The organism is Pantoea sp. PGP6, assembly GCF_053474785.1.
The window spans coordinates 358,484-383,241 of record NZ_JBQBMA010000001.1; the positions used below are offsets into that span (position 1 = coordinate 358,484).

At 57.9% G+C, this 24,758-nt stretch carries 19 protein-coding genes; 10 read left to right on the forward strand and 9 right to left on the reverse strand.

Features of this window, described 5'->3' with window-relative positions:
- Nucleotides 1-330: 330 nt before the first annotated feature.
- The 6 genes from glgB (at nt 331) to ACLIBF_RS01680 (ending at nt 11,006) form a co-directional block, all read left to right on the forward strand.
- On the forward strand, nt 331-2,514 hold the full coding sequence (gene glgB / locus ACLIBF_RS01655; RefSeq protein WP_031375631.1) for a 1,4-alpha-glucan branching enzyme: 2,184 nt from the start codon (nt 331-333) through the stop codon (nt 2,512-2,514).
- Nucleotides 2,511-4,493: a glycogen debranching protein GlgX gene (gene glgX, locus ACLIBF_RS01660; protein WP_448309199.1), complete on the forward strand. Its 1,983-nt coding sequence runs from the start codon at nt 2,511-2,513 to the stop codon at nt 4,491-4,493. The genes glgB and glgX overlap by 4 nt, the downstream gene beginning before the upstream one ends.
- Nucleotides 4,494-4,503: 10 nt before the next feature.
- Entirely contained in the window at nt 4,504-5,796 is a 1,293-nt protein-coding gene (glgC, locus tag ACLIBF_RS01665) for a glucose-1-phosphate adenylyltransferase (protein ID WP_279809620.1), read from the forward strand.
- Between the two features lie 62 nt (nt 5,797-5,858).
- A complete protein-coding gene (glgA, locus tag ACLIBF_RS01670) occupies nt 5,859-7,292 on the forward strand; it encodes a glycogen synthase GlgA (RefSeq protein WP_031375634.1) in 1,434 nt (477 codons plus the stop codon).
- Between the two features lie 19 nt (nt 7,293-7,311).
- Nucleotides 7,312-9,759, forward strand: coding sequence for a glycogen phosphorylase (glgP, locus tag ACLIBF_RS01675; protein WP_046289366.1), 2,448 nt, complete (start codon nt 7,312-7,314; stop codon nt 9,757-9,759).
- 311 nt (nt 9,760-10,070) lie between these two features.
- The gene (locus tag ACLIBF_RS01680; protein ID WP_031375635.1) at nt 10,071-11,006 is read left to right on the forward strand and encodes a LysR family transcriptional regulator; all 936 of its coding nucleotides are present in this window, start codon (nt 10,071-10,073) and stop codon (nt 11,004-11,006) included.
- Here the strand turns inward: ACLIBF_RS01680 and mdcH are convergent.
- The 9 genes from mdcH to glpD all read right to left on the reverse strand — a co-directional run bounded on the left by mdcH (nt 10,987) and on the right by glpD (nt 19,989).
- On the reverse strand, nt 10,987-11,889 hold the full coding sequence (gene mdcH, locus ACLIBF_RS01685; protein ID WP_046289365.1) for a malonate decarboxylase subunit epsilon: 903 nt from the start codon (nt 11,887-11,889) through the stop codon (nt 10,987-10,989). The two genes, ACLIBF_RS01680 and mdcH, sit on opposite strands and share 20 nt — an antisense overlap.
- A complete protein-coding gene (locus tag ACLIBF_RS01690; RefSeq protein ID WP_448309201.1) occupies nt 11,886-12,506 on the reverse strand; it encodes a malonate decarboxylase holo-ACP synthase in 621 nt (206 codons plus the stop codon). The genes mdcH and ACLIBF_RS01690 overlap by 4 nt, the downstream gene beginning before the upstream one ends.
- 1 nt (nt 12,507) lies before the next feature.
- A complete protein-coding gene (locus ACLIBF_RS01695) occupies nt 12,508-13,467 on the reverse strand; it encodes an AEC family transporter (protein WP_031375637.1) in 960 nt (319 codons plus the stop codon).
- Nucleotides 13,468-13,599: 132 nt separating this feature from the next.
- Nucleotides 13,600-14,400: a biotin-independent malonate decarboxylase subunit gamma gene (gene mdcE, locus ACLIBF_RS01700; protein WP_031375638.1), complete on the reverse strand. Its 801-nt coding sequence runs from the start codon at nt 14,398-14,400 to the stop codon at nt 13,600-13,602.
- Nucleotides 14,400-15,233 carry a biotin-independent malonate decarboxylase subunit beta gene (locus tag ACLIBF_RS01705; protein ID WP_031375639.1) on the reverse strand — a complete coding sequence of 278 codons (834 nt, stop codon included), beginning with the start codon at nt 15,231-15,233 and terminating at the stop codon, nt 14,400-14,402. Before ACLIBF_RS01705 ends, mdcE begins: the two co-directional genes overlap by 1 nt.
- Nucleotides 15,226-15,525 carry a malonate decarboxylase acyl carrier protein gene (mdcC, locus tag ACLIBF_RS01710; RefSeq protein WP_031375640.1) on the reverse strand — a complete coding sequence of 100 codons (300 nt, stop codon included), beginning with the start codon at nt 15,523-15,525 and terminating at the stop codon, nt 15,226-15,228. Before mdcC ends, ACLIBF_RS01705 begins: the two co-directional genes overlap by 8 nt.
- Nucleotides 15,526-15,533: 8 nt before the next feature.
- Complete coding sequence (locus ACLIBF_RS01715) at nt 15,534-16,397, reverse strand: triphosphoribosyl-dephospho-CoA synthase (RefSeq protein ID WP_046289364.1); 864 nt, start codon at nt 16,395-16,397, stop codon at nt 15,534-15,536.
- On the reverse strand, nt 16,397-18,052 hold the full coding sequence (gene mdcA, locus ACLIBF_RS01720; protein WP_031375641.1) for a malonate decarboxylase subunit alpha: 1,656 nt from the start codon (nt 18,050-18,052) through the stop codon (nt 16,397-16,399). The genes ACLIBF_RS01715 and mdcA overlap by 1 nt, the downstream gene beginning before the upstream one ends.
- 431 nt (nt 18,053-18,483) lie before the next feature.
- Nucleotides 18,484-19,989 (reverse strand): glycerol-3-phosphate dehydrogenase, encoded by a 1,506-nt coding sequence (glpD, locus tag ACLIBF_RS01725; protein ID WP_031375642.1) that lies wholly within the window; start codon nt 19,987-19,989, stop codon nt 18,484-18,486.
- Between the two features lie 227 nt (nt 19,990-20,216).
- On the opposite strand from glpD, the gene glpE reads away from it, so the two are divergent.
- The 4 genes from glpE (at nt 20,217) to malP (ending at nt 24,757) form a co-directional block, all read left to right on the forward strand.
- A complete protein-coding gene (gene glpE, locus ACLIBF_RS01730) occupies nt 20,217-20,543 on the forward strand; it encodes a thiosulfate sulfurtransferase GlpE (protein WP_448309203.1) in 327 nt (108 codons plus the stop codon).
- Between the two features lie 29 nt (nt 20,544-20,572).
- Entirely contained in the window at nt 20,573-21,394 is an 822-nt protein-coding gene (gene glpG, locus ACLIBF_RS01735; RefSeq protein ID WP_031375644.1) for a rhomboid family intramembrane serine protease GlpG, read from the forward strand.
- Nucleotides 21,395-21,435: 41 nt separating this feature from the next.
- Nucleotides 21,436-22,194, forward strand: a complete 759-nt coding sequence (locus ACLIBF_RS01740; RefSeq protein ID WP_316553205.1) for a DeoR/GlpR family transcriptional regulator — start codon at nt 21,436-21,438, stop codon at nt 22,192-22,194.
- Between the two features lie 157 nt (nt 22,195-22,351).
- Nucleotides 22,352-24,757 (forward strand): maltodextrin phosphorylase, encoded by a 2,406-nt coding sequence (gene malP, locus ACLIBF_RS01745; protein ID WP_448309204.1) that lies wholly within the window; start codon nt 22,352-22,354, stop codon nt 24,755-24,757.
- The last annotated feature ends 1 nt before the right edge of the window (nt 24,758 follow it).

Sequence of the window (24,758 nt, forward strand, 5' to 3'; positions counted from 1 at the left end):
CTTTTTTGTTTTTGTTGCGGCATCTTTGCACTGCCGTTTCGCTTACTCAGTGATCAGCTTCCCTTTTTTACCGCTCGGTGAATAATTTTTTGTTTTCAGCCATGGCAACTGCCGCTACCAAGCTATGATTTAACCATGATGTGCCGCAAGTTGACTGTTTTGCTTTCCGGACTAAATGGTTGTTGTACACGGCAAAGACACTTTTCCCATGGAATGGCCCGACTCCTTTTGTCGTCGTACGTATGGCTCAATGAAGAGCAGTGCATTTGAAGCGCGACGAGCCGTGTCGTGTTGCTCATTTCGCCTGCCAAATATCACAGGAAGAAAGTCATGTCAGAGCTTCCCGATCGCGATGCGATCAATGCCCTGTTTGCAGGTAATTATTCTGACCCGTTTGCGTTACTGGGGATGCACCAGACTCAGCAAGGCCTGGAAGTCAGGGCGTTGTTACCTGAAGCGCTTGAGGTGTGGGTAATCGAAACCTCCACCGGGCGCAAACTTGCTCAGCTGGCGTGCGAAGATGCGCGCGGCTTCTTCAGCGGCGTGATCCCACGCCGTAAAAACCGTTTCCGCTACCAGCTGGCGGTGAACTGGCACGGTCAGCAGAACCTGATCGACGATGCCTACCGCTTTGGCCCGCTGCTGCAGGAAATGGACCTGTGGCTGCTGGCCGAAGGGACCCACCTGCGCCCTTACGAAACGCTGGGCGCCCACGGTGACGTGATTGATGGCGTCACCGGTACCCGTTTCTGCGTCTGGGCGCCCAATGCCCGTCGCGTGTCGGTAGTGGGTGATTTCAACTTCTGGGATGGCCGCCGTCACCCGATGCGCCTGCGTAAAGAGATGGGCATCTGGGAGCTGTTTGTGCCAGGCGCGGTTAACGGCCAGCTGTATAAATTTGAAATTATCGATGCCAACGGCCAGCTGCGCATCAAAGCGGATCCGTTCGCCTTTGAAGCGCAGATGCGTCCGCAAACGGCTTCGATGATTTGTGGTCTGCCCGATGCTATTGAGATGAAAGAGGAGCGCAAGGCGGCCAACGCCTTTGATGCGCCGATCTCAATTTATGAAGTGCATCTCGGTTCATGGCGACGCCACACCGACAATAACTTCTGGCTGAGCTACAAAGAGCTGGCTGAGCAGCTGGTGCCCTACGTCAAAGAGATGGGCTTTACCCATATCGAACTATTGCCGATCAACGAACACCCGTTTGATGGCAGCTGGGGTTATCAGCCGCTGGGCATGTATGCGCCAACCCGTCGCTTCGGAACCCGTGACGAATTCCGTGCCTTTATCGACAGCGCCCATGCCGCCGGCCTGAACGTGCTGCTGGACTGGGTGCCGGGCCACTTCCCGAGCGATGACTTTGGTCTGGCAAAATTTGATGGTACCGAGCTGTATGAACACAGCGATCCGCGTGAAGGTTTTCATCAGGACTGGAACACCCTGATCTACAACTTTGGCCGGCGCGAAGTCAGCAACTACCTGTCGGGCAATGCGCTCTACTGGGTCGAACGCTTTGGCATTGATGGTCTGCGCGTCGATGCGGTGGCGTCGATGATTTACCGCGACTACAGCCGCGCTGAAGGCGAATGGGTGCCTAACCAGTATGGCGGGCGTGAAAACCTCGAAGCGATTGAGTTTCTGCGCTACACCAACCGCACGCTGGGCACCGTGGCCTCCGGCTCGGTGACCATGGCGGAAGAGTCGACCGATTACCCTGGCGTGACGCGCCCGACCGAAGGCGGCGGGCTGGGCTTCTGGTTCAAATGGAACCTCGGCTGGATGCACGACACGCTCGACTACATGAAACTCGATCCGATCCATCGCCGTTATCATCACAACCTGATGAGCTTCGGCATGATGTACAACTACACCGAGAATTTTGTGCTGCCGCTGTCACACGACGAAGTGGTGCACGGTAAGCGCTCGATTCTCGACCGCATGCCGGGCGACGCGTGGCAGAAGTTCGCCAACCTGCGCGCCTATTACGGCTGGATGTGGGGCTTCCCGGGCAAGAAACTGCTGTTTATGGGCAATGAGTTCGCCCAGGGCCGCGAGTGGAATCACGACGTCAGCCTCGACTGGCATCTGCTGGAAGGCGGTGACAACTGGCACCACGGCGTGCAGCGTCTGGTGCGCGATCTCAACCATACCTATCAATATTACACGCCGCTGCATCAGCTCGACTTCGATCCGCAGGGATTTGAATGGCTGGTGGTCGACGATGCGGAGCATTCGGTGTTTGCCTTTGTCCGTCGCGACCGTGAAGGCAATGAAGTGATTGTGGTCAGTAACTTTACGCCGGTGCCGCGGCCGGGATATCGCTTTGGCGTAAACCAGCCAGGCAAGTGGCGCGAAGTCCTGAATACCGACCAGCATGAATATCACGGCAGCGACGTGCGCAACCACGGTGTGCATACCGATCAGCAGCCGAGCCATGGGCGACCGCAGTCGCTGAGTCTCAATCTGCCTCCGCTGGCGACCCTGTGGCTGGTGCGGGAGGGCGAATGACCATAACGGCCGGCGATCCGCAGCCGCCTGGTGCCAGTTACGATGGCAAAGGCGTCAATTTCACCCTGTTTTCACAGCATGCCAGCCGCGTTGAGCTATGTCTGTTTGATGAAAACGGCGTGGAGCAGCGTATCGATCTGCCGGGCCGCAGCGGCGATATCTGGCATGGCTATGTTCCGACGCTAAAGCCAGGGCAGCGTTACGGCTATCGGGTTCACGGTCCATGGGCGCCCCGCCAGGGGCATCGTTTTAACCCGGCTAAGCTGCTGGTCGATCCTTGCGCCCGCGCGGTAGAAGGCGACGTGCCGGACGATGCCCGTTTTCACGGCGGCATTAACGCGCCTGACCCGCACGACAGCGCGGCGATCGCGCCGAAGTCACGGGTGGTGGCCGAAGATTTCGACTGGCAGGACGACGTTGCGCCGCGTACGCCGTGGGGCAACACGGTGATTTATGAGGCGCACGTGCGCGGCCTGACCCGGCAGCATCCGGAAATTCCGGAAACGCTGCGCGGCACTTACGCGGCGCTCGGCCATCCTGTTATGGTGGATTACCTGCGTCGTCTCGGTATCACGGCGATTGAACTGTTGCCGGTTGCCCATTTTGCCAGCGAACCGCGTTTGCTTCAGTTGGGGCTGAGCAACTACTGGGGCTATAACCCGTTTGCGCTCTGGGCGGTCGATCCGCGCTACGCCTCCGGACAGGATGGGCTGACCCCGCTGCAGGAGTTTCAGCAGGCGATCAAAAACCTGCATGCGGCCGGGATAGAAGTGCTGCTGGATGTGGTGTTTAACCACACCGCCGAACTGGACGCCATTGGCCCGACGATTTCAATGCGCGGCATCGATAACGCCAGCTATTACTGGCTGGACGAGCAGGGCGACTACCAGAACTGGACCGGCTGCGGCAACACGCTCAATCTGCATCATCCGCAGGTGATGGCGTGGGCGCTGGATGCGCTGCGCTACTGGGTGCGCGTCTGTCACGTCGACGGTTTCCGTTTTGATCTGGCACCGGTGCTGGGGCGTACGCCCGACTACCAGCGAGATGCACCACTGTTTGAGGCGATACGCGCCTGTCCGCTGCTGTCACAGGTCAAGCTGATTGCCGAACCCTGGGATATCGGACCCAATGGCTACCAGGTCGGCCATTTTCCTGCGCCGTTTGCTGAATGGAACGATCGCTTCCGCGACACCGCGCGACGTTACTGGCTGCACGGTGCGATGAGCAACGGCGAGTTTGCCCGTCGCTTTGCCGCCTCCAGCGATCTTTTTCAGCATGAGGAGCGGCAGCCACACGCCACCGTCAACCTGATCACCGCTCACGACGGCTTTACGCTGTGGGATGTGGTGAGCTTCGAACGCAAGCACAACGAAGCCAACGGGGAAGATAACCGTGACGGACACGGCGATAACTACAGCCATAACCATGGCAAAGAGGGGCTGAACGTCAGCTTCGATGTGATTGAGCGCCGCCGTCGCAGCGTGCGGGGCTTGCTCACCACCCTGTTACTGTCGCAGGGCACGCCGATGCTGCTGGCGGGCGATGAGCGCGGCCACACGCAGCACGGTAACAACAACGCCTACTGTCAGGACAACGCCCTGAGCTGGCTTGACTGGCAGGCGGATGAGAAGGGATTGGTCGGATTCACTGCGGCCCTGATCCAGCTGCGTCAGCGCATTCCGGCGCTGACGGCGGATCGCTGGTGGCAGGAAGGTGATGGCAATGTGCAGTGGCTCAATGCCGGTGGCCAGCCACTGCAACACGATGAATGGGCACAGGGGACGCATAGATTGCAGATCCTGCTGTCCGGCCGCTGGTTAATAATAATAAACGCCACGGACTCGGTGAATGACATCGTGTTACCAGACGGAGAATGGCGTGCCCTTCCTCCTTTCGCCGGGGACGATAACCCCATCCTGTTAACTGTCTGGCATGGTCCCGCACACGGTGTGTGCGTGTTCCAAAAGCAATCATAAGGAGTCAGACATGGTTAAATTAGACAGAACAGATCACCTGATGCTGGCGCGCCAGCTCCCTACACAAACGGTTGCTCTGATCCTCGCCGGTGGACGCGGTACACGGCTGGTCGACCTGACGGCAAAACGCGCCAAACCGGCGGTGCACTTCGGCGGCAAGTTCCGCATTATCGACTTTGCCTTGTCCAACTGCGTTAACTCAGGTATCCGCCGCATCGGCGTGATTACCCAGTACCAGTCCCACACCCTGACCCAGCACATCCAGCGTGGCTGGTCGATCTTCAATGAAGAGATGAATGAGTTTGTGGATTTGCTGCCAGCGCAGCAGCGCTTCTCCACCGAACAGTGGTATCGCGGCACCGCCGATGCGGTAACGCAAAACCTTGATGTGATTCGCCGTTATCAGGCGCAGTACATCGTGATCCTCGCCGGGGACCACATTTATAAGATGGATTATTCGCGCATGCTGCTGGATCACGTGGTCAATGAGGCGAAATGTACCATCGCCTGTTTGCCGGTGCCGGTGCATGAAGCCACCGCGTTTGGCGTGATGGCGGTTAACGAAGAGAACATGGTGATCGACTTCGTCGAGAAGCCGCCAAAACCGCCGACCATGCCGGGTGATGACACTCAGGCGCTGGCCAGTATGGGGATCTACGTCTTCAACGCCGATTATCTCTATGCGTTGCTGGAAGAAGATCTGCAGACCTCAGGCTCAAATCACGACTTTGGCAAAGATATTCTGCCGAAAATCGTAGCGAGCGGTGAAGGCTACGCGCACTCCTTTGCGCTCTCCTGCGTGCAGAACGACGACAAAGCGCCGCCTTACTGGCGCGATGTCGGCACGCTCGAAGCTTACTGGCGCGCTAACCTCGACCTGGCCTCGGTAATGCCGGAACTGGATATGTACGACGTGACCTGGCCAATTCGCACCCATATGGAGCCGCTGCCACCCGCCAAGTTTGTCCAGGATCGGTCCGGCAGTCACGGCATGACCATGAACTCGCTGGTATCGGGCGGCTGCATCATCTCCGGCTCGGTGGTGGTGAACTCGGTGCTGTTTCCCCGGGTGCGCGTTAACTCGTTTTGCAATATTGATTCAACCGTGCTGCTGCCCGATGTGGTGGTTGGCCGATCCTGCCGTCTGCGCCGCTGTGTGATTGATCGCGCCTGCGAGCTGCCAGAAGGAATGGTCATCGGCGAAAACCCTGATGAAGACAGTCGCCGGTTTCACCGTTCGGATGAAGGCATCGTACTGGTTACCCGCGCCATGCTGGCTAAATTGGCCAATGCGGGGCAGTAAGCGATAGCGGAACACACGCAATCGGCACGCGGATCGTGCCTGATAACTTAATGAGGTCGAGGATGCAGGTTTTACATGTCTGTTCAGAACTTTTCCCGCTGCTCAAAACGGGCGGACTGGCTGATGTAGTCGGGGCATTACCTCAAGCACAAATTGCGGGTGGCACGGATACGCGGGTGTTATTGCCCGCTTTTCCAGCATTGCGCAAGGGCATACCTGATCTTCAGGTGGTAACAGAATTGGATACGTTTGCCGGACATGTGCGCTTACTGTTTGGTGAGTTTAACGGGGTAGGCATCTACCTGATCGATGCGCCGGCGCTCTACGACCGTCCGGGCAGTCCGTATCATGATGAGTCGCAGTTTGCCTACGTCGATAACTATCTGCGCTTCGCGCTGCTCGGCTGGATGGGCTGTGAGCTGGCGTGCGGTCTGGATACGATGTGGCGTCCGGATATCGTTCACGCCCACGACTGGCATGCCGGCCTGACCTGCGCCTATCTGGAAGCGCGGGGCCGTCCGGCCAAATCGGTGTTCACCGTGCATAACCTGGCTTATCAGGGACTGTTCGCGGCGCATCACATGGAAGAGATCGGCCTGCCGTGGTCGTTTTTCAGCATGTACGGACTGGAGTTTTTCGGTCAGATCTCTTTCCTCAAAGCGGGCCTTTACTACGCCGATCACGTCACAGCGGTCAGTCCGACCTATGCGCATGAAATCACCTCGGCCGAGTTCGGTTATGGCATGGAAACCTTACTGGCGCAGCGTATGCGTGAAGGTCGCCTGAGCGGCATTCTGAATGGCGTGGACCCGTCAATCTGGGATCCGGCGCATGACCTGCTGCTCAACGCGCGCTATAACCGCGACACGCTGGAAGCCAAGGCGGAAAACAAACGCCAGCTGCAGGTTGCGATGGGGCTGAAGGTGGATGATAAGGCCCCGGTATTCTGCGTCATCAGCCGTCTGACCAAACAGAAAGGGCTGGACCTGGTACTGGAAGCGCTGCCGGGCCTGCTGGCACAGGGCGGACAGCTGGTGCTGCTGGGGCAGGGCGATGCCGAGCTGCAACAGGGATTCCTGGCCGCGGCGGCAGAGCATCCGGGTAGCGTCGGGGTGCAGATTGGCTACCACGAAGCGTTCTCACACCGCATTGTCGGCGGCGCGGACGTGATTGTGGTGCCGAGCCGATTCGAGCCGTGCGGCCTGACTCAACTTTATGGCCTGAAGTATGGTACGTTGCCGTTAGTGCGTCGTACCGGCGGCCTGGCCGATACGGTCAATGACAGTTCATTAGAGAATCTGGCGGACGGTATCGCCAGTGGCTTCAGTTTTGAAGATGCAAATGCCTGGTCGCTGTTGCGGGCCATCCGGCGTGCGTTTGTGTTGTGGTCTCGTCCTTCGCTGTGGCGTTACGTTCAGCGCCAGGCCATGGGGATGGATTTTAGCTGGCAGGTGGCGGCACAAGCCTACCGTGATCTCTACCAACGTTTGATGTAACGGATTGGGAAAACTGGATATGAATGCACCTTTCACTTACGCCTCACCAACGTTGACGGTTGATGCCTTAAAGCATTCGATTGCCTACAAACTGATGTTTACCATCGGTAAAGATCCTTCTATTGCCAATAAGCACGAGTGGCTTAACGCCTCGCTGCTGGCGGTGCGCGACCGGATGGTTGAGCGCTGGCTGCGTTCCAGTCGTGCCCAGCTGTCACAGGACGTGCGGCAGGTTTATTACCTGTCGATGGAGTTCCTGATGGGCCGCACGCTGGGCAATGCGCTGCTGGCGATGGGGATTTATGACGATCTGAACCAGGCGCTGGATGAGATGGGGCTGGACCTGGCCGAGCTGATGGAAGAAGAGAACGATCCTGGCCTCGGTAACGGCGGTCTGGGTCGCCTGGCGGCCTGTTTCCTCGACTCCCTGGCAACGTTGGGTATGCCCGGCCGCGGCTACGGCATTCGTTATGACTACGGCATGTTCAAACAGAACATTGTGGAAGGTGAGCAGAAAGAGTCGCCGGATTACTGGCTTGAGTACGGTAATCCGTGGGAATTCCAGCGCTTCAATACCCGTTACAAAGTGCGTTTTGGCGGCCGGGTGCAGCATGAAGGGGCGAAGGTGCGCTGGCTGGAGACAGAAGAGATTCTGGCGATGGCGTATGACCAGATCATTCCGGGTTTCGACACCGATGCCACCAACACCCTGCGGTTGTGGGGCGCGCAGGCGAGTAACGAGATCAACCTCGGTAAATTTAACCAGGGCGACTATTTCGCGGCGGTGGAAGATAAAAACCACTCCGAGAACGTTTCCCGCGTGCTCTATCCCGATGATTCAACCTATTCCGGCCGTGAACTGCGGTTGCGTCAGGAGTATTTCCTGGTGTCCGCCACCGTTCAGGACATTCTTAATCGTCACTGGCGGATGCACCAGACCTGGGACAACCTCGCCGATAAAATCGCTATCCACCTGAATGACACCCACCCGGTGCTGGCGATCCCCGAACTGATGCGTCTGCTGATCGACGAACATAAGTTCAGCTGGGGCAACGCGTTTGACGTCTGCTGTCAGGTGTTCTCTTACACCAACCACACGCTGATGACCGAAGCGCTGGAGACCTGGCCGGTCGATATGATTGGCAAAATTTTGCCACGTCATCTCAGCATCATTTTCGAGATTAACGACTTCTTCCTGAAAACCATTCAGGACTACTACCCGGATGACTGGGATCTGCTGTCGCGCATTTCGATCATCGATGAGAACGACGGCCGCCGGATCCGCATGGCGTGGCTGGCGGTGGTGGTCAGCCATAAGGTCAATGGCGTCTCTGAACTGCACTCCAATCTGATGGTACAGTCGCTGTTTGCTGATTTCTCGCGGCTGTTCCCCGGCCGTTTCTGCAACAAGACCAATGGCGTGACGCCGCGTCGCTGGCTGGCGCTGGCGAACCCGGCGCTCTCTGAAGTGCTGGATGAGGAGATCGGCCGCAACTGGCGTACCGATCTCAGCCAGCTCGGCGAGCTGAAAGCGCAGATTGATTATCCGGCCTTTATCGAAAAAGTGGCGGTTGCCAAACATCAGAACAAACGTCGGCTGGCTGACTGGGTGGCGAAAAACCTTGATGTGGTGCTGGACCCGAACGCGCTGTTTGACGTGCAGATTAAACGTATCCATGAGTACAAGCGGCAGCTGCTCAACGTGCTGCATGTGATCACCCGCTATAACCGCATCAAAGCCGATCCGCAGGCGGACTGGGTGCCGCGCGTCAATATCTTTGCCGGCAAAGCTGCCTCGGCCTATTACGTCGCCAAGCACATCATTCATCTGATTAACGATGTCGCTAAAGTGATCAACAACGATCCGCAGGTGAAAAATAAGCTGAAGGTGGTCTTCATTCCGAACTACAGCGTCAGCCTGGCGCAGATCATCATCCCGGCGGCCGATCTTTCTGAGCAGATCTCTACGGCCGGTACCGAAGCCTCCGGCACCAGTAATATGAAGTTTGCCCTCAACGGCGCGCTGACCATCGGTACGCTGGATGGCGCCAATGTCGAGATGCTGGATCACGTCGGCGAGGAGAATATCTTCATTTTCGGTAACACCACGCCGCAGGTTGAAGCGCTGCGTAAAGGCGGATATAACCCGCGTCAGTACTACGAAGAGGACCCGGAGCTGCATCAGGTGCTGACCCAACTGGCCTCTGGCGTATTCAGCCCGCAGGAGCCAGGCCGCTACCGTAACCTGTTTGATTCGCTGGTGAACTTCGGCGATCACTATCAGCTGCTGGCGGATTACCGCAGTTATGTCGATACCCAGGATAAGGTGGATGCGCTCTATCGCCAGCCGGATGAATGGCAGCGGCGTGCGGCGATGAACATTGCCGGCATGGGCTATTTCTCGTCGGACCGCACCATTCAGGAGTATGCCGATGAGATCTGGAATATTTCGCCGATAAGGTTATAAGACGCGCACGTCACCGCCCGCGGTGACGTTAGCATTCGCGGCGGCCGAGGGAGCGGCCGCACTACTTCACGCCCGTCATTTCCGCTACCGCCGATCCACCGTGACGTTCAGCGCTTCCCCTGATCAGGCTGATACCTGCACTCATCCCGCTTTGCCGCGACGGCAGCGGATCGCCGATCCCGCCCGATTGACTCCCCGGCAGAAGTACCACGGCAGACATGCCAGATCATAACGCCCTCGCTGAGGTATCGGCTATTATGCAGCCCGGCTTACATGCGTTTCATCTTTTGACCAGACAGGCAGAACAGACAATGAGTGACAACATCAATCACGAGATTACCTTTCGCAAGCTCAGCGTCTTCATGATGTTTATGACCAAAGGCAATATCGCCCGCACCGCAGAAGCGCTGGAACTGAGCAGCGTCAGCGTCCATCGTGCGCTGCACACGCTGGAAGAAGGCATCGACTGTCCGTTGTTTATCCATAAAGGCCGCAACCTGGTGCCGCTGCCCGCCGCCTGGACGCTGCTGGAGTATTGCCGGGATGTGACGGCGCTGATGGGGAAAGGGATCGAAGAAGCACGGCTGGTGGCTGGCGTGGGCTGTGGTCGTCTGCGGATCGGCACGCTCTACTCGCTGACGCTGGAAACCATCCCGCGACTGATCATGGGCATGAAGCTGCGCCGACCGACGCTCGAGCTTGATCTCACCATGGGCTCAAATCAGATGCTGCTCAACATGCTTGAGGATGATGCGCTTGATGCGATCCTGATCGCCACCAACAACGGCGAGTTCAGCGATTCGCTGTTCGATGTGGTCCCGCTGTTTTATGATGACATTTTCCTGGCCGCGCCAGCCGGTGAAACGCTGGATCTGAGCCGTCCGGCGGATCTGCGCGACTATGCCGATCGCGATTTCGTTTCGCTGGCCGAAGGCTTTGCCACCTATGCCGGTTTTCAGGAGGCGTTTCAGGTTGCCGGATTTGAACCGCGAGTGGTGACGAAGGTGAATGACATCTTTTCGATGGTCAGCCTGGTGCAGGCTGGCATGGGGCTGGCGTTAATTCCGGGGCGGATGAAAAAAGTCTACGAAAACAATATCCAGCTGGTCAGCCTGGCCGAGCCTTATCAGATGCGCCAGCAGATTTCGATTGTCTACTCACACCGCCGCGAACGCGACCAGGAGCTGCTGGCGCTGGCCGCAGAAGGGCGAATGTATGCCCGCGGCCTTACTGACTCAGCCGTTTAGCCAGATGCAGTGCCACCTCAACGCTGTTGCGCTCCATGCAAATGGCTTCGCCCTGCCAGCCCGCCTGCAGGGTGAGGCCGGTCAGCACATTGCCTGGCGGCATTTCAATCGCCAGGCGGGCATCGCGCTGGTTGGCTGAAATCACCGCATCATTCCACTGCACCGTTCGCGCCATGTTATAGGCGAGGTCGTCGGCAATTTTGCCCGGCTCCCAGATTACCCGACCGGTCGAACCGCTCAGGTAAGCGCAGCCAGGGCGTGAAAGACTGACAGACTCAAACGCGGCAGCCAGTTCAGCAGCAGGCTTATCCAGCAGTGCGCAGTGAGAAGGCACGCTGACCGCCAGCCTGACCGCTTTGCTGGCACCGGCCGCCAGCGCTTTTTGCGCCACCCGCGCCATATCCTCATCCCGTCCGGCAATCACGATCTGCGTTTCTGCATTGAGGTTGGCAATATAAGTATTGCTGTCGACCAGCAGCTTCTCCAGCCGGCTGAGCGTCAGTCCGGTAATTGCGGTCAGGCCGTAGCCCTGCGGATAGGCCTGCTCCATCAGATCGCCGCGCAGAGCCACCAGCCGTAGCGCATCGCTGAAATCGAGTGCGCCAGCAATCACCGCGGCGGGATAAGCGCCAATCGACAGGCCGCTGACAATGTCTGGCTTCAATCCGTGTCTGATCAGCTCACGCGCCCAGGCTACGCCGGCAATCAGCAGGCTGAGCTGGACGGCGCGGGTATGACGCAGTGCGTCAGCGCTGTCGAGCAGGTCGGTCTCTTCACCAAGCACGGCGCGCGCGCTGTTTAACACCGCCTCACCGTCGGGAAGATGTTGCAGCATACCGACCCGCTGGGTGCCCTGGCCGGGAAAAGTAAAAAGGATTTTCATGCGGGATCTCTGCTCCAGGGTGACGCGGTCAGTCTCGGACCGGTGGCGGTTTTCAACAGTACGCGGCCTTCACGCAGCCATTCGTTGAGGGCAAAAGCGCCGAGCGGCGTTTCCACCTGCGTATCGACACGGCAGGGCAGCTTTTCAGTCTGGCTCTGCCACTGCTGCAGCTCGTCGCGTGCCAGCGGCTGCGGCGCACGAATCTGTAAGTCCAGATCGCTGGCGGCGTGCAGCGTCGGCCGCTGTGTCGCCAGAGCATAACCGGTGCTGCCGGTGACGCCCCAGTACCATGGCCAGACGCTGTCGCTGAGCGCGATCGCCGCCCTGACCGGCGGATAATCAACAAACGGCGACGCGAGCAGTTGGCTGCGATCAGCCAGCATTTCCGGTGTGACGACGCGTTCAATATCGGCGGCGTCTGTCCATCCGGCGGCGCGCTGTTCACGTTTTTCACCGCGCACGCCGACCGGAATCAGCCCCGATTGATTCACATCGCGCCGCACCACCACTGGAAAAGCGTGCTGCCAGTGCTGGCTGACCCAGGCGTCGCTGATGGCTAACAGCGCGCTGTCTGAGCGCAGCCAGAGGAGATCGTGGGGGCGCGGTGTGAACGTCATATTACATTCCGGAAGTCAGAGTAATGAACAGGGGTAACGATAAAATACACAGAATCGAACTTAACAGCAGCACGGCTTCAGCATCCGGCGACTGCACACCGAAGCGGTTACCAAACACCACGCCAAAGAAGCCGGCTGACAGCGCAATCATCAGAATCGCAGTAATCGCCACCGGACCACTCAGACCCAGCGCCAGCACCAGACCCCAGGCAATAAAGGGCTGAATCAGCAGTTTGGTAATCGTGCCGACACCAACCACGGCGTTGAGTTTCAGTTTACGCGCAGAGAGGATCACCCCGGTCAGGAACAGCGCGGCTGCGGTCGCCGCCAGGCCCAGCGGTTTAATCGCCGCCAGCACCAGATCCGGCATTTTAACGCCCAGTGCTGACAGCACCACACCAATCAACGGACCCATCACGATCGGTTTCTTTACTGAACGCCACATCAGGATCGGCAGCATGGTCAGCGTTGAACCGTGTGCGGTTCCCGCCGCAAAGGCTTTTTCGCGTTCCAGAATCAGCAGGCACAGCGGCGTCAGCAGGACTGAACCACAGGCAATGGATACCGCTACAGAGAGCGAAGTTGTTGGGTTTTCACCCAGAACGCTGGCAAGAATCGGCAGGCCGAGTGCAGCGTAGTTTGGCAGCGCAACGGTCAGCGTCAGCACTGCGGCATCCTGCGGCGACTTTTTGAAAATTTTAGTCGCGGCAAAATAGATACCCGCATAGGTGATCCACATGGCACCGGTAAGCACCACGATTAACGGCCATTGCGCCACGATGCCTGGCCAGGGGGTTTGTACTGTCGCGCTGAACAGGGCAGCGGGCAGGGCAAAATCCATTACAAAAATATTGAGCAGTGAAACGTCTTTGTTGTTGACCATTCCAGCCTTACCGGCCCAGAAACCCAGCAGCATGATCACAAAGATTGGAGCAAGGGCATGAACAATTATATAAATCATAAATCACCTGTATTTTAAGAAGAATTCTTGGCTAACACGATGTTTATAATTCTAAAAGCGGCCCTTATTGCGGGGCGGTCATCCGCCCCGTCCAGGCCGTTTCCGGCAGGTTTTTTTGTTTTGTAGTCGGGTTTACCAGCTGGCGCGCATCCGCTCACGGACCAGCGAGGAGCTGCGGCGATTTTCAGCGCCCAGCCGGTTTTTCAGGCTCGGATCCTGACGGGCATCAGCGATAGCTTTCTGCAGGGCAATCTCAACCATCGCCAGATCGGCATCTGACGGTGCATCAGGATCGGCCACGGTCAGCAGGTCAGACAGCAGGCCCAGGGTGTGGAAGTTGCTGACGTCATAGGCCATCGGTGGAATGGTGGCCGCCAGTTTTTCCAGCGCGTCGACGGTACGCAGCGTGATGCGCGCAGCGGACTCTTTGCCCATTGCATGCACCAGCACGCCCTGGTCGTTGAGCGCGATCAGCCGGTTCGCCTGATAGCCGTGCGCCAGAAATGCGCCGGACATCGCTTTACCGACAATCAGGCCAATCACCGGATGACCGGCCAGACGGGCTTTCGCGTAGGCACCGGCGGCACCGGCCAGCGCCTGGTGAATACCAAACGCCTCTTCACGGCGGCCATAAGCCTGACTCGGCACATCGATCACTGCCACAATCGGACGTTTCACCGCGCTGTTGCTGTCAGCGTCGATGGTTTCATTTACCACTTTCGCCAGCGTCCAGCCTTCCAGCAGGCCGACTTCACCTCTGGCGGCACGGGGATAGTGATTGTCTGCGTCAGGGACTACGGCGATAAAGCGGACGCTTTCGCCATTAAGTTCGCCGTCAGCGACCTGAACAGAGGGGCACAGCCCACTCAGGCGTTGCGCATCGGGTGCGAGTTTTGCCAGCCATGTTGCACCGCGGCTGTTGGTCTGGGTCATTATTTATCCTCCCGGGCGAAAAGCTGTTTAATCGTAGCGGTATCGGCCTGCTGACGGGTGTCGAAGTTGCTCAGACGTGGCAGGAAATCCGCATATTTATCACTGCGATGCTGCGCCGGTACGCCTTTGGCAATGAAGTCATTCATGGCAGTTTTAACCGCATTGACGCCATCGCTGACCAGCGCATCCACCAGGCCGCTGGCGTAGCGGATTTCGCCGCCGGTCATGCTCCAGATAAACGGACGGTCGCGAGAGTCATACTCTTCAATGCCCGCTTCCTGCTCGATAACCTGTGGTCCGTTAAGGCCGAGGCGTGCTTCGCGTGTCACGATCAGGTAGCTGCAGAGCGCGGCAGCGATAGACATGCCGCCAAAACAGCCGACGGTGCCGGCAATGATGCCGATAACCGGGGTATAACGACGCAGGTCGACGATCGCCGCATGGATGTCGGCAATCGCCGCCAGTCCCAGATTAGCCTCCTGCAAACGGACGCCGCCGGTTTCGAGGCACAGCACCGCCTGAGTCGGTATTCCGTTGCGATTGTCTTCAGCGGCCAGTTCGAGCGCCGCGGCCATTTTCGCGCCGGATACTTCGCCCATGCTGCCGCCCTGGAAGGTGCCTTCGATGGCAATCACCACCGCCGGCTGACCGTTCAGCGTACCGCGTGCCACCACCATGCCGTCATCGGACTGTGGCACCACACCCTGCGGTGCCAGCCACGGCGACATAATGCCTTCGAAGGGATCCAGCAGTTCGCGATAGCTGCCGTCGTCCAGCAGCGCACGCGCACGCTCACGGGCACGTAATTCAATAAAACTGGCATCGTTACGCATGGCTCACCTCTTCAAATACCTGTTCAATACGGATACGCGCGACGCCGGGCGTTGCGCCAAAGTCGTGAATAACCAGCTGTCCGGCAGGCAGGCCGCTGATTAAATTCAGGCGGTCAAACAGCGCCTTCCAGCGGGCGTCGCTGTTATCCAGTGAAGTGGTGATATCAATATTCAGCGTTTGCCCTTCGGTTGCGGTGTACAGGACTTCCATATCACCGGAACCAACGACCCCTGCCAGGGCTTTACCGCTGAGTGCGCGGTTAGCAGGGAAAGATAATGTGATGTGTTCCATAACGACCTCTAATTAAAAGAGTGGTTGGTGGCCGGACATACCCTGTCGACAAACAGCGTAGCGGCCAGCAAATCGGCGGCACCGCCTGGGGATGCGTTCAGTGCCAGCATGCGGCGATCCAGACGGGCGAGGGCGGCCTGACCTTCAGCGGTACCGCAGCCACCGGCCAGCAGCACCGCGCGGGCACCGCGCTGCATGGTTTCCAGTCCGGTCATGCCGGCGCGTGACAGCACGCAGGTATCGCTGAGTGAGGTCATGATCGCCATCAGCGCATCCAGACGGGCTTCGCTTTCGCTGGCACCGGCTGCCCGGCTGCGCAATAACTGCGGCAGCGCCAGCTGCATCACGTGAGGAAAAGCCTGTTGCGCCTCCTCACGTGCGCCGGGTACCTGATAGCGGTGACTCGCTTTCAGCCCCTTGCTGAACACTTTCGGTGCCGCCCGATCGGGCAGGCTTGCCAGCATTGCGGCTGTCTGCGTCAGGCTGTCAGCCGTGGCGTGTCCGCCGTGCATTGCGGCCGCGCTGACCAGCAGACCCAGCGCCCAGATAGCACCACGATGGGTATTCACGCCGCCGGTGGCCGCCATCATCTGCCGCTCGCCCTCACGTCCCAGACGACCCACCGTTTCGCGCAGGGCGATGTCGGCTGGCCGCATCCAGCTCTGACGGGCCAGCGCCAGGAAGGTTGGCACTAGGCTTTCGGCGGAACGCTCCATCAGGGCCAGCGTCAGGTCCTGATGCGCCCCGTTTCCCCGACTGTCGACCAGACCCGGCTTGGGACTCAGCCGCGCTTCATCGGTCAGACAATCGCGCGCTGTGATCGCCAGCAGGCTGGCCTGCGCCTCGGGTTGAGTCTGCGACAGGAGTTTCATTACCAGCTCCGGAATTTTGCCGGTGGGTTATAAAGACCGCCCGACCATTCAACCAGGTCTGAGACACTGCTGGCGGCGAGCAGCGAGCGGGTCGCATCTGAACGACGGATGCCCATGTCTTCCGGATAGACGACTTTGCCGCTTTTACGCAGGGCTGCTACGCGTGCCGCATCAACGCCAAGACCGATATCGGTAATCCCGGCCACCGCAGCGACCATGGCGCGGCGCTCTTCAAGACTTTCTGCCCGATAGAGATAGGCAATACCTTCTTCGGTCAGCACGTGGGTAACGTCATCGCCATAAATCATCACCGGTGCCAGCGGCATGCCGGTCGATTTTGCGACCTCTACCGCATCCAGCGTTTCAACGAAGGTAGGTTTTGCACCGGCCTGGAAGGTTTCAACCATCTGAACCACCAGTTTTTTACCGCGCTGCATCGGATCTGGCTCGGTGATCATATTGAGCCAGGCGGGCGAAGCATGGCGGCGGCCGTGCGGATCGTGGCCCATGTTAGGCGCCCCGCCGAAGCCGGAAAGGCGACCGCGGGTCACGGTAGAGGAGTTCGCCAGCCCATCAACCTGTAAGGTTGCGCCGATAAACATATCAACCGCGTACTGGCCTGCCAGCTGACAGAAGGCGCGGTTAGAGCGCATAGAGCCGTCGCTGCCGGTGAAGAAGATATCGGGGCGGGCGCGAATGTACTCTTCCATGCCCAGCTCACCGCCGAAGCAGTGCACGCTCTCAACCCAGCCGCTCTCAATCGCCGGGATCAGCGTCGGATGCGGGTTCAGCGTCCAGTGCTTACAGATTTTGCCTTTCAGGCCGAGTTGTTCACCGTAGGTTGGCAGCAGCAGTTCAATCGCGGCGGTGTTAAAACCAATGCCGTGGTTAAGCGACTGCACCTGGTGTTCAGCGTAGATCCCTTTGATCGCCATCATCGCCATCAGGATATGTTCCTGTTTGATCAGGCGTGGGTCGCGGGTAAACAGCGGTTCGATGAAGAAAGGTTTGTCCGCCACCACGATATAGTCGATCCAGGAACCGGGGATGTCGACGCGTGGCAGGTCGGTTTCGTCATCGACCAGTTCATTCACCTGAGCAATCACGATACCGTCACGAAACGCGGCAGCTTCTACCAGCGCCGGCGTATCTTCGGTGCTTGGGCCGGTATACAGATTGCCTTTACGGTCAGCTTTATAACCGGCAATCAGCGCGACGTTCGGGCTTAGATCAACGTAGAGGCGGGAATAGAGTTCGATATAGGTGTGAATCGCGCCTATTTCCAGTTGTCCATCTTCTAACAGCTGGGAAATACGCAGGCTTTGCGGGCCGGAAAAAGAAAAATCGAGTTTGCGGGCGATACCTTTCTCGAAAATATCAAGATGTTCGCTGCGGCCGACGCTCGGCATAATCATATGCAGGTCGTGGACTTTGGCTGGATTAACTTCCGCCAGGGTACGCGATAAAAAATCTGCCTGTTTCTGGTTATTACCTTCCAGCACGACCCGGTCACCGGGCGCAATCAATTTTTCAAATGCTTCAACAGCTCTTTCAGTAGGAATGACTTTGCCATCAACAGGGAAGGATGCCAGACGCCGCGCTTTCTCACTGCGGCGTGTGTTCCATTCCCGGGCAGGCGTTTGGCCTGTGTTCATTTCAACCTCCTGATTAAAATAACGGATATGTCGTTTTTGCTGAGAGAAGTCTGAACTTTCTGGTTGCATGGTTCAATTAAGCAAAACACGCGAACGTTAGATTTTAAGTAACGATGAGCACGGCGTGGGCGGGATAACCGAAACATAAAAGATTGAGTTTAGGCGGTAATTCAGAAATTAAATGAATAAATATTGATCGGGGTTAATATTGGCGTGAATCTGACAGGATTAATAAAAATTTAATAAAAAGGAGATCTTCTGCTAATGCGGCTTAATAGCGGTGACCGCATGACAGTTATATTACCGTTAAATAACCTCAGCACTGACGTGACAATTCGCGACTGACGCTTACCGCGAAAGCCTGTTGCCGTAACCCGGTTGCGGCAGTTAAAAAAAGCAGGCCGGAGCCTGCTTTTTTCCGTGTTGCCTGATTATGACGCCAGTGACAGCGTGGGTTTGGCTTTCTGCGCCAGCCATTCTGCCACACGGGCCTGCTGCTCTTTGCTCAGCCACATGCCCTGCTTGGTACGGCGCCAGATGGCATCGTCAACTTCACGCACCCATTCATGCTGTACCAGGTAACGTAATTCGGCCTCGTAAAACTCATGACCAAAATTCTCACCCAGATCGTCCAGACTCTTCGCGCCGGCTAACAGCGTTTCGGTGTTGCTGCCGTAGGTACGGGCGAAGTGGCGCGCCATATTTTCGCTAATGAACGGATAACGGCGACGCAGGCTGGCGGCGTAATCTTCACGGGTACCGGAGATATTACCGCCCGGCAGCACGCAGTTCTTCGTCCAGGCCGGGCCGGCATTCGGGTAGTACTTCGCCAGTTTCTCCAGCGCATGTTCCGCCAGCTTACGGTAGGTGGTCAGCTTGCCGCCGAACACCGACAGCAGCGGTGCCTGGCCGTTATCGTCACGCACATCCAGCGTGTAATCACGGGTAATCGCCTGCGGTGAATCGGATTCGTCATCACACAGCGGACGCACACCGGAGTATGACCAGACAATATCGTCCGTGGTCAGCTGCTTTTTAAAGTGGCCATTGAACACTTTCAGCAGGTAGTCGGTCTCGCTGTCGTCGATGTGAACGTTTTTTGGATCGCCTTTGTACTCCACGTCAGTGGTGCCGATGATGGAGAATTCATCCATCCACGGGATCACAAACACGATACGGTTATCTTCGTTCTGCAGAATGTAAGCCTGCTTCTCGGTATGCACGCGCGGCACCACGATGTGGCTGCCTTTGATCAGGCGAATGCCATACGGCGATTTTAACTTCAGGCTGTCGTCGAACAGCTGTTTAACCCACGGGCCTGCCGCGTTGACCAGGCCTTTAGCGCGCCAGGTGTAGGTTTTGCCGCTGTCGACATCTTCCGCTTCGACCATCCACAGGCCGCCTTCACGCCAGGCGCGGGTGACGCGGGTACGGGTACGCACTTCACCGCCACGCTTCACCACCTCCTGCGCATTCAGCACCACCATGCGGGCATCATCTACCCAGCAGTCGGAGTATTCGAATCCGCGCGTGATTTCTGGCTTCAGGGCCGAATCCGCGCCAAAACGCAAACTCTTACTGCCTGGCAGACTGGTTCGTTTACCCAGATGGTCATACATAAACAGGCCGGTACGGATCATCCACGCCGGACGCAGATGCGGGCGATGCGGCAGGCGGAAGCGCATCGGGAAAGCGATATGCGGGGCCATTTTCAGCAGCACTTCACGTTCGGCCAGCGCTTCACTCACCAGACGAAACTCGTAGTGCTCCAGGTAACGCAGGCCACCATGAATCAGTTTTGAACTGGCGGAGGAGGTCGCGCAAGCCAGGTCCCGCGCCTCCAGCATCAGCACCGACAGTCCGCGTCCTGCAGCATCTGCTGCAATGCCGGCACCGTTGATGCCGCCGCCGATCACGATCAGGTCTTTGGTTTCCACGTCATCTCCTCCGATGTTCGGAATAGTTCATTAATGTTCGTTTTCGAGCATAATCATAATCGCAAACCAACATTGATGCCAGCTTTTAACCAGGTAAAAACAATTTTGCGTGATATAGCTAACATTCTGCCGGGGAAAAAATTACAAAGCCGCAATGATTGTCAGGTTATAGGCGCTGATTCTCGGGTTACACTAGGCGCCATTGTGACGATGTTATGAGAGACACCATGGAAACGTTTGAATGTATTAATGTGCAGCAGGCGCAGGACCGTCTGGCGCAGGGTGCCCTGCTGGTCGATATCCGTGACCCACAAAGCTTTGCCCTCGGTCACGCCGCCAGCGCACTGCATCTGACCAACAGCAATCTCAGCGACTTTGTTGCCGGCGCGGACCATAGCCTGCCGGTGCTGGTGATGTGTTATCACGGCAACAGCAGTAAAGGCGCCGCACAATTTCTGCTGGGCCAGGGATTCAGCGCCGCCTATAGCATTGACGGCGGGTTTGACGCCTGGCGTGCCGCTTTTCCCCAGCAGGTTGCTCACGGCAGCGAATAAATTGCCGCTCGTCACATGGAGAGTTACTGATGCGCATTACCCAATTTAACCAGCCGCGCATGGCGCAGGCGTTTGTTGACTACATGGCAACGCGCGGCGTCACGCTGCGTATTGAACGTGAAAGCCACTACGTCATCATGCTGGATGATGAAAGTCAGCTGGAGATGGTCGAAAACGAACTTCAGCAGTTCGTGCAGGATCCTAACCATCCGCGCTATCAGGCGGCGAGCTGGCACAGCGGCAAAACGGACAGCGGCTTACGCTATGAGCGCAGCAACATCTGGGCCAACATCCGCGAGCGTGCCGGTCCGCTGACCATGACGGTGATGCTGCTCTGCATTGCGGTGTTTATCCTGATGCAGATCGTCGGCGATCGCACCGTGATGTCCTGGCTGGCGTGGCCGGACACCGATCAGCATCTTGAGGTCTGGCGCTGGTTCAGCCATGCGCTGCTGCACTTTTCACTGCTGCACATCCTGTTCAACCTGATGTGGTGGTGGTATCTGGGCGGCGCGGTAGAGAAGCGGCTCGGCAGCGGCAAGCTGTTCGTGATTATGCTGATCTCCGCGCTGCTGAGCGGCTGGATGCAGGCCAAATTCAGCGGCATCTGGTTTGGCGGTCTGTCGGGCGTGGTGTATGCGCTGATGGGCTATTGCTGGCTGCGCGGTGAACGCGATCCCGACAGCGGCATCTATCTGGAACGTGGATTGATCGGCTTCGCGCTGGTCTGGCTGGTGATTGGCTGGTTTGGCGCGTTTGGTCTGGCGATCGCCAACGCGGCGCACGTCGCCGGTCTGGTGGTCGGCTTAGCCATGGCGCTGGTCGATACGCGAAAAATCGCGCGCCGTTAGTCGCGGCATTTCAGGAATAAGCGAGAAAACAGGAGAGGAACGTGAAGCAGACGCAACGTCATGACGCGATTATCGATTTAGTCCGACGTCAGGGATATGTCAGTACTGAGGAGCTGGTGGATCATTTCGAGGTGAGCCCGCAGACCATTCGTCGCGACCTGAACGATCTGGCCGATCAAAATAAGATTCAGCGCCATCACGGCGGCGCGGCGCTTCCCTCCAGTTCTGAAAACACCGCCTGGCACGATCGTAAGATGATGTTGTCGGTGGAGAAAGCGCGGATTGCGCAGCGGGTGGCCAGCCAGATCCCGGATGGTGCCACGCTGTTTATTGATATCGGCACCACGCCAGAAGCGGTGGCGCATGCGCTGCTGAACCATAACGATCTGCGGGTGGTGACCAACAACCTGAACGTGGCGATGCTGCTGATGGGGAAACCCGATTTTCGGGTCATCATCGCCGGTGGCGAAGTGCGTACCCGTGACGGGGCGGTAATGGGAGAAGCCACGCTCGACTTCATCTCTCAGTTCCGCCTTGATTATGGCATTCTCGGCATCAGCGGAATCGATATGGATGGCTCACTGCTGGAGTTCGACTATCACGAAGTGCGTACCAAGCGCGCCATCATTGAAAACTCACGCTGCGTGATGCTGGTTGCGGACCACTCTAAATTTGGCCGTAACGCGATGGTTAACCTCGGCAACATGAACCTGCTGGATCATCTCTACACCGATAAAATGCCGCCAGCCAGCGTGATGAAGGTGATTGAGCAGCATGAGGTCCACCTCGAACTCTGCTGATTTCCGCCCTCGCCAGCTGCCCGGCTGGCGTTTTTGTTTGATTGCTGTCGCTTTTTTCCCCACTCCCGTCTTTACTTAACACGTCGCTGGCACCCTGTTGCCAGCCCGTGCGCTTGCTCGTTTTGCTTCACCTCATTGCGTAACAGAAGGGAGTGATATGCCGCAGCAAAAATTCAATAAAGCCCGTTTCAACGCCGCACTAACCCGTCAATGGCAACACTTAGGTCTCACCTCCGCACAACAGATGACCACGCACCAGTGGTGGCAGGCGATTAGCGCTGCGCTGGCGGAATTACTGGCTGCGCAACCGGCTCCCCGCGTCTCTGAGCGGCAGCGCCACGTCAATTATCTGTCGATGGAGTTCCTGATCGGTCGCCTGACCGGCAATAACCTGCTCAATCTTGGCTGGTATGACGACGTAAAAGCGCTGCTGGCTGAGCAGCAAATCGATCTAACTGAACTGCTGGAGCAGGAGGTTGATCCGGCGCTCGGCAACGGCGGGCTGGGTCGACTGGCGGCCTGCTACATGGACTCCATGGCCACCGTCGGTCAGTCGGCCACCGGCCACGGGCTCAACTATCAGTACGGCCTGTTTCGCCAGTCGTTCGATCAGGGACAGCAGATTGAAGCGCCGGATGACTGGCAGCGCGAACGCTATCCGTGGTTCCGCCACAATGCGGCACTGGATGTTGAGGTGGCGATGGGCGGCAGCGTGGAGAAACTGGAGCAGGGCGGCGTACGCTGGCAGCCCGATTTTTATCTGCGCGGCGAGGCGTGGGATCTGCCGGTTACCGGCTACCGCAATGGCACCACGCTGCCGCTGCGTTTGTGGCAGGCGACCAGCGCCCATCCTTTCGATCTGACCCGCTTTAACGACGGTCAGTTTTTGCAGGCGGAGCAGCCCGGCATTGATGCGGCAAAACTGACGAAGGTGCTGTATCCCAACGACAACCATCAGGCGGGCAAACGCCTGCGCCTGATGCAGCAATATTTCCAGTGCGCCTGTGCGGTGGCCGATATTCTGCGCCGTCACCATCTGGCGGGGCGCAGCATTCATAGTCTGCCCGATTTCGAAGTGATTCAGCTTAATGATACCCATCCGACCATCGCCATCCCGGAAATGCTGCGGCGGTTGCTGGACGAGCATCAACTGAGCTGGGATCAGGCCTGGCATATCACCAGCCGGTTATTCGCCTACACCAACCACACGCTGATGCCCGAAGCCCTGGAGCGCTGGGATGAAAAACTGATGCGCAGCCTGCTACCGCGTCACATGCTGATCATCAAAGAGATCAATCAGCGCCTGAAAAAGCAGGTGAAGCAGCGCTGGCCGGATGACAAAGCGCTATGGCACAAGCTGGCGGTGGTGGCGGACGGTGAGGTGCGCATGGCGAACCTTTGCGTGGTCAGCGGTTTCGCGGTAAACGGCGTGGCGGCGTTGCATTCCAGCCTGGTGGTGACCGATCTGTTTCCGGAGTATTACCAGCTGTGGCCGCAGAAATTCCATAACGTCACCAACGGCATTACGCCGCGCCGCTGGTTAAAACAGTGTAACCCGGCGCTGGCGTCCCTGATTGATGACACGCTGAAGGTGGAGTGGGTCAATAACCTTGATGCGCTCAAAGGGCTGGAAGCCTATGTCGACGATCCGGCGTTTTGTCAGCGTTACCGCAGCATCAAGCAGCAGAATAAAGCGCGGCTGACCGACTACATCGCACGGCACACCGGCATTATCGTCAACCCGGATGCGATGTTCGACGTGCAGATCAAGCGGTTACATGAGTACAAACGCCAGCATCTCAGCCTGCTGCATATCCTGCACTGCTATCAGACCCTGCTTGATAACCCGGACGATGCCCGCGTTATTCCGCGCGTCTTCCTGTTTGGCGCCAAGGCGGCTCCCGGCTATTACCTCGCGAAAAATATTATTTACGCTATCAATAAAGTGGCGGAAGTGGTCAACAACGACCCGCGGGTCGGCGACAAGCTCAAAGTGGTGTTCATTCCCGACTACCGGATCACCGTGGCGGAGATGATGATCCCGGCCGCGGACTTATCTGAGCAGATTTCCACCGCCGGTTATGAAGCGTCCGGCACCGGCAATATGAAGCTGGCGCTGAACGGCGCGCTGACCATCGGCACGCTGGACGGGGCTAATGTCGAAATCGCTGAACAGGTCGGCGAGGAGAATATCTTTATCTTCGGTCATCGCGTTGATGAGGTGAAAGCGCTGAAAGCCGCCGGGTATAACCCGAAAAAAGTGCGCAAGCAGAACAAGGGGCTCGACGCGCTACTCAAATCACTGGAGAAGGGCAAATTCAGCGGCGGGGACAAACAGGCGTTTGACCTGATGCTGGCGAGCCTGACCAAAAACGGCGACCCGTGGCTGGTACTGGCAGATTTTCAGGCCTACATCGAGGCACAGCAACGCGTGGAAGCGCTGTGGCGCGATCCGCTAAGCTGGACCCGCGCCGCCATCCTCAACACCGCGCGAACCGGCATGTTCAGCTCGGATCGCGCCATTGGTGATTATCAGCAACGTATCTGGCAGGCAGCACGCTAAG